Consider the following 12,071-nt stretch of genomic DNA (forward strand, 5'->3'; position numbering starts at 1 on the left):
CCTCATTCCCAGCAACGGTCCGCCCGGCCCTTTGCGGTCTGCGCACGCGGGCAGTCACGCGGGGCGATGCGGTCTTCGCGCAGTTCCACGCGCTGCTTGGTACCTGCAGCGTCGCGGCGCAGCTCGAAGGCATCGTACAACCGGCCGGTGACGGTGCGTGCTTCGTAGCGCAGGTGCTGCGGATCGATCTTCAGCACCTGGAACAGCTGGGTATCCTCGGCCACCGGATCCATGGTCCGGCGTGCCTCGTCGGACAGGCGGTACTGCTTCGGCCCGGCCACCGTCACCACGTACTGCGGCGTGGCGGCCTCACCTTCGCCGCGGCGGCCGTAGGTGTGGTCGTGGCCCTGCAGCACCAGGTCGACGTTGTGGCGGCGCACGACCGGCAGCAGCACGTCGCGCAGCGCAGCGTTCTCGCGGCCTTCGCGCGGCGAATAGAACGGCTGGTGCAGCAGCACGATGGTCCACGGGTGCGGGTTGTTGGCCAGCACCTTGTCCAGCCACTGCGCCTGCGCCTGGGCGGTGCCCAGGTCGAGTGCGGAGGTGCCGTCGAGCACGGCCACGCGCACGTCCTGCACATCGAACCAGTAGGTGCTGCTGGCAGCCGCTGCGGCACCGTTGCCCGGCAGCGCGAACGTCACCGGCCAGTGCTTGCCCAGCACGCGGCGTTCCTGCGGGGTGTCCTCGAACTCTTCGAAGTACTCGTGGTTGCCGATGGCCGGGGCCACCAGGGTTTCCTGCGCCAGCCAGCTGGTGGCGGCGAACCACTCGCCCCATTCGCTGTCATCGGCACCGTCGCCACCGCTGACCAGGTCACCGGCGAACAGGCTCATGCGCGCCTCCGGTGCGGTCTTCTGCGCGGCACGCACCACGCGGCTGACATGGCTGAGGTTCTTGTTCTGGGTATCACCGAAGTACAGCAGGGTCAGCGGCTCGCCGGCCTTGCCCAGCGTGCGCAGCTGGTTCCAGGCACTCCAGCTGCCATTGCCCTGCACGCGGTACACGTACAGGGTGTCCGGCTTCAGCCCATCAACCTCGGCGCGATGGTGGTGCGACACACCGTTCTCGGTCTGCAGCACCTGGGTCTTCGCGCGTACCTGGCGGATGCCCTCGATGGCCGGCGAATCACCGGCCAGGGCGATTTCCAGCAGCGGCGCCCGCACGCTGTCATCGGTACGCCAGGCCACGGCGAAGCCCTGGCTGGGATCGACCGACGGCGAGGCGACGATGCGGTCCGGCACGGTGGTGGCCGCGTAGTGATGGCTGCCCACCGGCACCTGGGTGTTCGGTTCGGCGGCGGCGAAGCCCAGTGCGGGCATCGCCAGCAGCAGGCCCAGCGCAAGGGCGTTCATGCAACGACGGCTCATGCGCCACACTCCAGCGGCAGCGACAGCTGCTTGGCGATGGCTTCCCAGTCGAAGGCCACCACGCCCTGGTCGTCATGCACGGCATACAGCGCGCCGTGCGGGAAGCGCGGGCTCGGCTGCTGCATCATCCAGATGCCATCGGTGTTGGCGACCGTGTTGCCCTGGAAGGCACCGACCGGCTTCAGGGTATGGCGGTCGAACAAGTGGAACACACTGCGCTGCTTGCCCTGTTCGGTGGTGATCCACCAGCCGTCCTTGCCGCAGGTCCGCAGCATCACGCCTTCGGCCTGCGCCTTGAACACATCGCGGCCGAAGGTGGTGCCGGTGAAACGGCCGGCCAGCGTGTAGACCTTGAACTCGCTCGCGTAGGTTTCGTCTTCCTCGGCGATCAGCAGGCGGTCGTTGGCCGGGTCACCCCAGATCGACTCGACCACGCGCAGTGCGCCGGCTTCGCTGGTATCACCGATGCTGGCGGCCAGGGTCGCTTCGACCTTGGCGCCATCGCGGGTCACGTGGTACTGGCGCACGCGCTTGTCCAGCTCGGCCAGCGGCGGCAGGATGTCCTTGCCCTGTGCGTCTTCGCCGTTGTCCCAGGAATCGGTGACGTAGACGCTGTAGCCATCGGCGCGGCGGTCGACCCACAGGCCATAGGGCTTGCGCAGGTCGTCGGCACCGAACACCGCCAGCGGGGTGAAATCGGGCAGCGAGAACACCTGCACGCGGTGGTTGTCACGCTCGACGATCCACAGCAGGTCGTCGGTGATCGAGATGCCGTTGGGGCGATCGAACTGACCCAGCGCGGTGCCGGCGGTGCCGACGTCGCGCAGGTGCTGGCCGGTGCTGCCGTCATACACCACCAGCTTGTCGGTGGCCTTGGCGGTGGCGATCAGCCAGGTCTTGCCGTCCGGTGCCTTCCAGGCGGCCGGCGAATCGATGTTGTCGTCCGGCGTCATCGGGCTGAGGAAGGCCTCGGCGATGGTCGACACCGAGCGTGCGGTCCCGGCCGGGGCCTTCGCGGCGGCATCGGCGCCGGCCGGAGCGGCCGCCGGCGTGCAGCCGGCGGCAAGGCAGGCAGCCATCGCGGCTGCCAGCAGGGTCATGCCACGCGCCATCACAGGGCCACCTTCAGGCCGACAGCGTAGGTGCGGCCGTACTCTTCCATCTGCAGGGTGCGCGAACGGGTGCCCTGGTACAGCTCCAGCGGCTTGTCGAGCAGGTTCTGCGCTTCGAAGTACATGCTGATGCGCGGGGTGAACTTGTAGTCCAGCGAGAAATCGAGCTGGGTATTGGGCGCGACGTAGATGTCGAACGCACGGCCGGCACCGACGGTGTCCAGGTACTCGCTGCGATAGACCGCAGCCAGGCGCGTGCTCAGGCCGTACTTCTCATAGCCGATGTGCGCGCTGTACACGTGCTTGGAGGCACGCGGCAGCATGAACTCCTCGCCTTCGCGATCAGCGATGCCGGCATCGAACTTGGTGTCCAGCCAGGTGCCGCTGGCACCGACCAGCAGGCCGTCCAGCGCGCCAGGCAGGAACGCCAGCTGCTGCTGCCAGTTGAACTCGGCGCCGCGCACGGTGGCCTTGCGGCCGTTGATCGGGCGGGTCACGTCGAGGCCGTCGTAAGCCGGATCATTCTGGCTCACGGTCTCCACGATGTAGCCATCGATGGACTTGTGGAACAGGCCCAGCGAAACGATGCCGGTGGTGCCGATGTACTTCTCGACCGACAGGTCGATGTTCTTCGATTCGTAGGGATCCAGCTGCGGATTGCCCAGGCGCAGCTCTTCGTCACCGGCATTCAGCGCGCGGCGCGGCGAGATGTCACCGAAGGACGGACGCGAGACCGTCTTGTTGGCCGAGGCACGCAGCACCCAGTCGTCGGCCGCGTCGTAGCGCAGGTGCAGGCCCGGCAGCACGTTGGTGTAGCTGCGGTTGGCCTCCACCGGGCTGACCGTGTAGCCGTCATCGTCGTCCAGCTCGACGCTGTTGCCGGTGGCCTTGAAGCGGGTGTTCTCCACGCGCACGCCGCCGATGATGCGCAGCGATCCGATGTCCCAGGTGCCCATCGCGTAGCTGGCGAAGATGTCTTCGCTGGCGGTGTAATCCTCTTCCAGCGAGGTCGCGGCGTTGCCGGCCACGTCCTGCGGACGCGCGGTGTAGCGGCTGCCGTTCTGTGCCCAGTAGGCGCGCATGGCCGCCGAGCTCATGCCCTGCCCCATCACGCCATGGCGGTGTTCCGGATCGGCCGCCGTCCAGCTGGCCAGGTCGATGTCCGGGCCGCGGCGCAGTTCGCTCTCGTCCACGTTGACATCACGGTCGCGCCAGCGGCCGAGCAGGCCGAACTTGATGCTGCTGTTGTCGCCGTCGAAACGCACGTTGACTTGCGCGCTGCGCTCTTCGTCATTGACCTGCTTGGGCGAGATCACGAAGCGGTCGAACGCGTAGTTCGCGTTGTCCATCCAGTCGTTACTGCTGAGCGTGTAGGTCGGCAGGCGGCTGCGCTGGTCCAGGGTGCCGGACATGTCGTCGGCATCCAGCTCGAAGCGCGCTTCCATCTCGTCGTTGACGCGCTCTTCGGTGCGGGTATAACCGATCTTGTAGTCCACCACCGCGTTGGTCAGCTTGTTCTCGCCGCCCAGGCTGGCAGCAAAGGTGTTTTCCTTCTTGGTGCGGTAGCGCATGCGCTTCTGGATCGCATCGGCCGGCAGATCGTCCAGGCGGTACTGGTCGGTGCCGGTGGCCACCATGTCGGCGTCATCGAAGTTGTAGATCACGCGCTGGCGGGTTTCAGCGTCGTCGAACTGGCTGTACAGCGTGCGCAGGTAGTACTTGCTGTCCTCGTTCGGGCGCCAGTCCATGTTGAGGTTGGCACCGATGCGCTTGCGCTCGATCTCGTACTTGCGGTTCTGCAGGTTGATCGCGGTGACGTCACCGGGCTTCACGTCCTGCGGATCGATGTCACCGTCGAGATTGTCGTACTCGACTTCGGTGTTGTCCGACTCGAACTTGCGGTTCTGGTAGTTCACGCCCAGCGCGATGCCGAAGGTGTCGGCGAACACTTCGCTGTAGTTGAACGAGGCCTTGGGGCTGGTCTCGCCGGACAGCTGCTGGTGGCTGGCTTCGATCTTGCCACGCAGGCTGCGGCCGTCGCGGTCGAAGGCCGAGGCCGATTCGACCAGCACCGCGCCACCGATGGCGTCACCCGGCATGTCCGGGGTCGGCGACTTGACCACGCGCAGGCGCTCGGTCGAATCGGAAGGAATGACGTCCAGCGGCGCGGCGCGGCTGGAATCTTCCGGGGTACCCACGGCGATGCCATCGATGCTGACGCTGTTGAGGTTGGCATCCAGGCCACGGATGACCACAAAGCGGCCTTCGCCCTGGTCGCGGGTCACGCTGATGCCCGGCAGGCGCTGCAGCGACTCGGCCACGTTCTTGTCCGGGTACTGGCCCAGGGCATCGGAGGACACCGCGTCTTCGATGGCGTCGCTGCTGCGCTTCAGATCAACCGCGCGGACCTGCGATTCGAGCTGGGCGCGCACTTCGATGCGGTCCAGGTCGACCGCATCGGCGGCAACCACGCCGGTGGCGGCCAAGGCCTGCTGCCCGGCGGCCTGCAGCGGTGCTGCGGCCCCCAGCGCCAGGGTCACGGTGATGGCCATGGCCAGCGGAGTCTTGATGTGCACGGTGGAGCCCCATACCTGTGAAGAATGGGTCTGCAAGGTATGTCCGCAAAGTTGCACGGCGGTGACACCGTTCAGCACATTCATTGCATCCGGCGTGGGCTTCGCAGCGCCGATCCGGCAAAATGGAGGCCTCTCTACAGCCCCCATGCCCGACCATGAAGATCGTCGAAGTGCGCCACCCGCTGGTGCAGCACAAGATCGGCCTGATGCGCAACGCCGCGCTCAGCACCAAGGATTTCCGCGAACTGGCCAACGAACTGGGCACGCTGCTGGCCTACGAGGCCACCGCCGACCTGGAGACCGAGCCGCACACCCTCCCCGGCTGGGCCGGCCCGGTGACCGTGCAGCGCATCGCTGGCGCCAAGATCACCGTGGTGCCGATCCTGCGTGCCGGCCTGGGCATGCTCAGCGGCGTGCTGTCGCTGATCCCGGCCGCGCGCGTGAGCGTGGTCGGCCTGCAGCGCGATGAGGAAACCCTGCAGCCGGTGCCTTATTTCGAGCGCCTGACCGGCCGCCTGGAAGAGCGCGATGCGCTGATCCTGGACCCGATGCTGGCCACCGGCGGCACCCTGATCGCCACCATCGACATGCTCAAGCGCGCGGGCGCGCGCCGCATCAAGGGCATCTTCCTGGTCGCCGCGCCGGAAGGCATCGAGGCGGTCAAGGCCGTGCACCCGGACGTGGAGATCTACACCGCGGCCATCGATGCCCAGCTCAACGACAAGGGCTACATCCTGCCGGGCCTGGGCGATGCGGGCGACCGCATTTTCGGTACCCGCGTGGTGTGATCCGGTTGAAGGGATCTGACCCCGGGGTCGGATCCCTTTCGCAGAAAGGGCTCCGACCCCAGGTCTTTACAGCCCGGCCGCCAGCGCCTGCAACTGGTCGATGGCCATGTTCCAACCATCGAAAAACCCCATCTGCTCGTGTTGGTCACGGACTGTCTTGTCCGGGTGCATGACCTGCGCGGTGTAGCGGCAGCCCTGCCCTTCGTCGGCGAAGGTGATGGCCGCGGTGAACCCCAGCCACGGGGTCTGCGGCCGCCAGCCGCCACCCAGCATCGAGGTGAACACCAGGCGCTGCTGCGGCACGATCTCGACGAAGCACCCCGGGTTATCGCTGGTGCCGCCCTCCGGGCCCTGCATGAAGGTATGGAACGCCCCTCCCGGACGCAGCTCGAACGCGCGCACCTCGGTGGTCCACGGCCGCGGGCACCACCACTGCCGCAACAGCTCAGGCTCGGTCCACGCCCGCCACAGCGCCGCCCGCGGCGCGGCCAACACGCGGCTGATGACCAGATCGGTCTCCGGATGAGAATCGGCAGCGGATGTCATGGACGTGCTCCAGTGCGTCGGAAAGGATGCCCACCGATACGCCGATGACCCTCCAGAGGCAAGCGTTACCAGGACGATCGCGAATCTTCACGTCGTTTTCCAGCCAGCAGGCGAATGCTCCGCGCACCCGCACCGCACGCCCTGGAGATGCCGACGCCGCGACCAGGAAGCTCGCCGGCGACGCCCGCAAGACCTTCATGAGCAGCTGCCTCAAGGCCTCATAAAACAGTTCAGTTCAATCGAATGGGATCAGAGCCCGTTGCGCAGCAACGGGATCCGACCCCGACAGATCGCAGCCAACTGTCAGAGGTGGGGCGGTGTGGGTGGGCAGGACCGTTGGCGCCATGGATGGCGCCTACGAGCCCCCATGGACGGGTTCACGGCGTGTCCTGCATGGCCACACCGCCCCGCCAACCCACGGAATGCCGCTCTTGCTTTTGACGTTGAGGTTGCCGGCCAGCGGCCGGCGCTACCGCAGGTGCAGGGCTGCAAGCCCTGCCGAACGGACACCCCTTACCCCAACGCCCGCGCCTTCAGCTCCCCCTGCTCATGCAGGGTCACGAAACGCCCCTTCTCATCCCGCCCCAGCTGCGCCAGCGCCACCTGCGGGTCATGGGTGAAGAACAGATGCACGTTGCGCGCCAGCTTGTCTTCCAGGAAGCGCCGTTTCTCGTCGATCAGCAGCTCCGCATTGCGGTCGTAGCCCATGGTGATCGGCACGTGCACCCACGAGCGCCCCGGGATCAGATCCGCACAGAACACCACGCCGCCGTGCGCATCCTTGCCGGCATGCGCGTGGCCGACGATCTCGGCCAGCATCAGGCCCGGCGTATGGCCGTCGCTGTAGCTGAAGCGCACGCTGCTGCCCAGCACCTTGGAGTACTCGCCCTCCACCACTTCCAGGCGGCCGGTGGCCTGCAGCAGGCCCGGCAGTTCCGGGATGAAGCTGGCGCGGTCGCGCGGATGTGGCTGCAGCGCCCGCTGCCAGTGCTGCGCACCGACCACGAAGGTCGCGTTGGGGAACAGCAGTTCCGGCGAGCGGCCTTCGCTCCATGCTGCCAGCAGGCCGCCAGCGTGGTCGAAGTGCAGGTGGCTGAGCACCACCACGTCGATATCCTCGTGTTCGAAACCCGCCTCGCGCAGCGAATCGATCAGCACGTGCTGGCTTTCCTGCACGCCGTAACGGTCACGCATGCGCGGGTCGAAGAACGCACCGATGCCGGTCTCGAACAGCACGGTCTTGCCATCCAGCGGGCTGGCCAGCAACGCACGGCAGGCCAGCTCGATGCGATTGAGCTCGTCCGGAGCCGCCCACTTTTCCCACACCGCACGCGGCGCGTTGCCGAACATCGCACCGCCATCCAGGCGCTGCGAGTTCCCACGAATCGACCATAGTTTCATGCGGCAATTATCGAGGGCCCCCCGTTAAATAATCGCTAGCCGGAATTGCGGGCCGGAAAACGCAGAACCCCGCCGGGTGGCGGGGTTCGGTGATTCTCATTTCGCCGGGCATGGCCCGGCGCTACCGCCGGATCAGTGCGCCGGTACGACCTGGGCGCTGCCCACTGGGTTGCGCGGGTCGCTGCCGCCGTAGAGCTTGTTGGCCTTGCGGTCCCACTCCACGGTCTGCAGGTTGCCCCACACGTGGCTGGAGCCGCGGCCGCCAGCGGCGACGTCGCCCGGCAGGTCGATCTTGTGGCCCATCGCCTGCAGCTGCTTCACGGTGTCCGCGTCGAAGGCATCGCTCTCGGCCTCGATCAGGTCCGGCAGCCACTGGTGGTGGTAGCGCGGCAATGCGGCCACCTGCTGCGCGTCCAGGCCAGCGTCGTAGCCGAGGATGCCCAGCAGCACCATGGTGATGATGCGGCTGCCACCCGGCGTGCCCAGCACCACCACCTTGTCGGCGTTTTCCATGAAGGTGGGCGTCATCGAGCTGAGCATGCGCTTGCCCGGCTTCGGTGCATTGGCCGCGTAACCCATCACGCCGAAGGCGTTGGGGGTGCCCGGCTTCAGCGCGAAGTCGTCCATCTCGTTGTTCAGCAGCACGCCGGTGCCCTTGGGAATCAGCCCCGAGCCGTACAGCAGGTTGACGGTCTGGGTGGCGCCGACGCGGTTGCCATCACGGTCGATGATCGAGAAATGCGTGGTCTCGTCATCTTCCAGCGGGGTCGGGTTGCCCGACAGCAGGTCGCTGGGGGTGGCCTTGTCCGGGTGGATCGTGGCCCGCAGGCCCTGCGCGTAATCCTTGCTGGTCAGCACCTTCTGCGGGATCTGCACGAAGTCCGGATCGCCGAGGAAGAAGGTGCGGTCGCGGTAGGCGCGGCGCATCGCTTCCACCACCAGGTGGGTGCGGTGGGCCGCATCCATCTGCTTGATGTCCCAGCCTTCCAGGATCTGAAGCATGCTGGCCAGGGCGATGCCACCGGACGACGGCGGCGGCGCGGTGGTGATCTTCCAGCCGTTGTAGTCGAACACGATCGGCTCGCGCAGCTTGACCTGGTAGCCGGCCAGCTCGTCGGCCGTCCACTTGCCACCGGCCTGCTTCACGCCTTCCAGCAGCAGCTTGCCGGTCTGGCCCTTGTAGAAGCCATCGCGACCGCCGGCCGCCAGGCGCTCCAGGGTCTGTGCCAGCTCAGGCTGCTTGAACAGATCCCCGGTAGCGATCGGCTTGCCGTTGCGCAGGTAGACCTCGCGCGTGCCGGGGAAGCGTTCCATCACCTCGCGGCGCGACGCGTAGCCCTTGGCCATGCGGTCATAGACCGGGAAACCTTCGCGGGCGATGCGGATGGCCGGCTGCAGCGAGGCCGACAGCGGCAGCTTGCCGTGCTTGGCCGACAGTTCCACCAGCGCAGCGGGAAGGCCGGGGATGCCGGCCGACCACGGGCCGTTGACCGAGCGGTCGCGATCCAGGTTGCCCTGCTTGTCCAGGAACGCCTGCGGGGTCGCGGCCGCCGGGGCGGTCTCGCGGGCATCCAGCATGATGTCCTTGCCGGTCGCTGCATCGTGCAGCAGGAAGAAGCCGCCGCCGCCCAGGCCCGAGCTGATCGGCTCGACCACGGCCAGGGTGGAGGACACCGCCACCGCAGCGTCGAAGGCGTTGCCGCCCTGCGCCAGGATGTCGATGCCGGCCTGGGTGGCCAGCGCATGGCCACTGGCGATGGCCGCGCCATCAGGGCGCTCGGCACGGGCGGTGGTTTCGGCCCAGGCCAGCGGGCTCAGCACCAGGCTGAGCAGCAGCAGGGGGCGGACGATCAGCGTCTTCATTCGGATGGGGGCTCCGCGTAGAGTTCGGGGTGATCGTGCTGCAGTCGGCGCAACTTGGCCAGCAGCTGGACTTCCGTTTCCACGATCTCCGGGTCCGGGTCGATGCATTCGACCGGGCAGACGACCACGCACTGTGGCTCGTCGAAGTGACCCACGCATTCGGTGCAGCGCGCAGGGTCGATCAGATAGATGGTTTCACCCATCGAAATGGCCTGGTTCGGGCAGGCCGGCTCGCAGACGTCACAGTTGACGCAGAGCTCGTTGATTTTCAGCGACATGGCGATACTCCTCGCCCGCGCCTTGGGACAAGGACCGGCCCGCGCGGGCGCGCGGGTCGGTCAGGTCATCAGCGGCGTCCCCGTGGAACGCCGCCCGGGCCATGCCGGAGCATGGCCGCCATGGCACGGTCTTACTTGGCTTCGACGAAAATGTACTCGGCGCCGGTCGGCTGCACGGCAGCCTGCACGCGGGCGTTGTCAGCGGACTGACCGATGAAGACGACGCGCACGCCCTTCATCGAATCCGGCGAGACGTCCTTGAACACGGTCTGGATCATGTCAGCCATCTTGCCCGAGGCCGACGAACCGAAGGCCAGCATGTTGCCCGGCTGCACGCCACGGGCCACGGCCTGGGTCGCGCTTTCGGTCTGGCGCTCGAACTTGGCCTGGAAGTCCGGGTCCGATTCCGGCGAGAGGTAATACAGGAACGGGCTGTTGGTGATGTTGCCCATGTTCTGGATCGCCACTTCCTGCAGGTACTTCTTCCAGCCTGCATCGTCTTCCTTGGCCGGAGCGACCAGGGCCTGCTTGGCGTCTTCGACCGGAGCGGCCTCTTCCTTCTTGCAGGCGGTGAAGGCCAGGGCAAACGAAGCGATCAGCATCGCGCGCATGGTGGTGTTCATGGGTTTCCTCCCGAGTGGTGCGTGTGGTTTACGTAATGGGGGTGCGTGGTACTACTGGCCCTGCCGCGCGGGCAGGATTTACGACTGCGCCGACTTCGCTTCGCGGACCTTGCGCAGCGCCTCGAGCACGGCGGCCGGCACGAAACCGGACACGTCGCCTCCCAGGCGGGCGATCTCGCGGACCAGCGAGGACGAAATGAAGCTGTGCTGCTCGGCCGGGGTCAGGAACAGGGTCTCGACCTCCGGGATCAGGTGGCGGTTCATGCTCGCCATCTGGAATTCGTATTCGAAGTCGGACACCGCGCGCAGGCCGCGCAGCAGCACCCCGCCCTGGACCGAACGTACGAAATGGGCCAGCAGGGTATCGAAGCCGATGACCTCGACATTGCTGTGGTGGCCCAGGGCGCCCCGGGCCAGCTGCACGCGCTGCTCCAGCGGCAGTGCCGGGCCCTTGGACGGGCTCTGCGCCACGCCGACCACGACCTTTTCGAACAACGGCGCGGCCCGGCTCACCAGGTCGATATGACCATTGGTGATGGGGTCGAACGTGCCGGGGTAGACGGCGATGCGGCGGTTGGCCACGGTCATGGGCGGTAGCAGATGTTCAGATGAGGTCAAAGTGTAGCAGTGGCGCGGCGGTACAGGGCAAAGCGCACCTCGCGGGTGCCGCCCTCGCGGTGCAGCAGCCATTCCGGCGGCAGCACGGGCACGTGACCCGCCGGGGATTCCAGGTACAGCCAGGCATCAGCGGCGAGGTGGCGCGGCAGCTGGGCGAGCACGTCCTGCCACAGGCCGTCGGCGAACGGCGGGTCGATGAAGACCAGGGTGGCCTGCTGGGCCGGCGCGCCCTGCAGCCAGCGCAGGGCATCGGCCTGGACGACGGTGACCTGCTCGGCCGCCTGCAGCTTGGCGACGGCGGCGGTCAGGTTGCGGCCGAGCTGGGCATCGCGCTCGACCAGGGTGGCGTGGGCGGCACCGCGCGAGACGGCTTCCAGGCCCAGCGCGCCGCTGCCGGCGAACAGGTCCAGCACGCGGGCCCCACCGAGCTTGGGCAGCAGCCAGTTGAAGAGCGTTTCGCGCACGCGGTCGCTGCTGGGCCGCAGGCCCGGCAGGGTCGGCACCGGCAAGCGGGTATTGCGCCAGCGCCCGCCGATGATGCGGACCTGGCCGTCATTGCCACCACGGCCGCTCACCGGCGCCCCCGGCGGGGGTTCTTCGAGAAATTCACCATAAGCGGAATTGTAGTTCGGCCGGGCGGCGCCCGGCACCCGCCGAATCAACGTCAAGGTCAACGTCAACTTCAAAAGCGGGCATTCCGTGGTATGGCGGGGTAGGTTCGGTTGAGGGGGACGCTGCAAGTACGTCCATGTAAGCTCGGTCGCCGCATCCATGCGGCTCACGCCCCCTCAACCGGACCCACCCCGCCTTCGACAGTTTCCCGCGATCTGTCGGAACGGCGTTCTGCTCTGGTGGGTGCCGACCGTTGGTCGGCACTGGGGTGGATATCGATGCCTGAC

Annotated in this window: 12 protein-coding genes; 2 read left to right on the forward strand and 10 right to left on the reverse strand. The window is 67.2% G+C overall.

Annotation, left to right across the window (positions count from 1 at the left end; genetic code table 11):
• Window positions 1-2: 2 nt before the first annotated feature.
• Genes ACVOK1_RS09340 through ACVOK1_RS09350 form a run of 3 tightly spaced genes read right to left on the reverse strand, consistent with a single transcriptional unit; the run spans window position 3 to window position 5,031 of the window.
• Entirely contained in the window at window positions 3-1,352 is a 1,350-nt protein-coding gene (locus ACVOK1_RS09340; RefSeq protein WP_313053956.1) for a purple acid phosphatase family protein, read from the reverse strand.
• 11 nt (window positions 1,353-1,363) lie between these two features.
• The gene (locus ACVOK1_RS09345) at window positions 1,364-2,479 is read right to left on the reverse strand and encodes an NHL repeat-containing protein (protein WP_406231935.1); all 1,116 of its coding nucleotides are present in this window, start codon (window positions 2,477-2,479) and stop codon (window positions 1,364-1,366) included.
• Entirely contained in the window at window positions 2,479-5,031 is a 2,553-nt protein-coding gene (locus ACVOK1_RS09350; RefSeq protein WP_481561850.1) for a TonB-dependent receptor, read from the reverse strand. Before ACVOK1_RS09350 ends, ACVOK1_RS09345 begins: the two co-directional genes overlap by 1 nt.
• Before the next feature lie 179 nt (window positions 5,032-5,210).
• Here ACVOK1_RS09350 and upp point away from each other — a divergent pair, with 179 nt between their 5' ends.
• The gene (upp, locus tag ACVOK1_RS09355) at window positions 5,211-5,843 is read left to right on the forward strand and encodes a uracil phosphoribosyltransferase (protein ID WP_108768539.1); all 633 of its coding nucleotides are present in this window, start codon (window positions 5,211-5,213) and stop codon (window positions 5,841-5,843) included.
• Window positions 5,844-5,909: 66 nt separating this feature from the next.
• On the opposite strand, the gene ACVOK1_RS09360 is transcribed toward upp, so the two are convergent.
• A complete protein-coding gene (locus ACVOK1_RS09360) occupies window positions 5,910-6,389 on the reverse strand; it encodes an SRPBCC family protein (protein ID WP_481561847.1) in 480 nt (159 codons plus the stop codon).
• 44 nt (window positions 6,390-6,433) lie between these two features.
• Between ACVOK1_RS09360 and ACVOK1_RS09365 the strand changes: the two genes are divergently transcribed.
• Complete coding sequence (locus ACVOK1_RS09365) at window positions 6,434-6,613, forward strand: PsiF family protein (RefSeq protein ID WP_481561851.1); 180 nt, start codon at window positions 6,434-6,436, stop codon at window positions 6,611-6,613.
• A gap of 289 nt (window positions 6,614-6,902) precedes the next feature.
• Here the strand turns inward: ACVOK1_RS09365 and ACVOK1_RS09370 are convergent, their stop codons facing one another.
• The 6 genes from ACVOK1_RS09370 to rsmD form a co-directional block, all read right to left on the reverse strand.
• Entirely contained in the window at window positions 6,903-7,790 is an 888-nt protein-coding gene (locus tag ACVOK1_RS09370) for an MBL fold metallo-hydrolase (RefSeq protein WP_481561848.1), read from the reverse strand.
• Window positions 7,791-7,922: 132 nt separating this feature from the next.
• Entirely contained in the window at window positions 7,923-9,653 is a 1,731-nt protein-coding gene (ggt, locus tag ACVOK1_RS09375; protein ID WP_200753788.1) for a gamma-glutamyltransferase, read from the reverse strand.
• On the reverse strand, window positions 9,650-9,931 hold the full coding sequence (locus ACVOK1_RS09380) for a YfhL family 4Fe-4S dicluster ferredoxin (protein ID WP_079221516.1): 282 nt from the start codon (window positions 9,929-9,931) through the stop codon (window positions 9,650-9,652). Before ACVOK1_RS09380 ends, ggt begins: the two co-directional genes overlap by 4 nt.
• A 131-nt stretch (window positions 9,932-10,062) precedes the next feature.
• Entirely contained in the window at window positions 10,063-10,554 is a 492-nt protein-coding gene (locus ACVOK1_RS09385; protein WP_481561849.1) for a hypothetical protein, read from the reverse strand.
• A 78-nt stretch (window positions 10,555-10,632) separates the two neighbouring features.
• Window positions 10,633-11,142, reverse strand: coding sequence for a pantetheine-phosphate adenylyltransferase (gene coaD, locus ACVOK1_RS09390; protein WP_008267036.1), 510 nt, complete (start codon window positions 11,140-11,142; stop codon window positions 10,633-10,635).
• Window positions 11,143-11,168: 26 nt separating this feature from the next.
• Window positions 11,169-11,747 (reverse strand): 16S rRNA (guanine(966)-N(2))-methyltransferase RsmD, encoded by a 579-nt coding sequence (rsmD, locus tag ACVOK1_RS09395; protein ID WP_108768533.1) that lies wholly within the window; start codon window positions 11,745-11,747, stop codon window positions 11,169-11,171.
• Window positions 11,748-12,071: the final 324 nt, after the last annotated feature.

The organism is Stenotrophomonas sp. STEN087 (assembly GCF_056759115.1).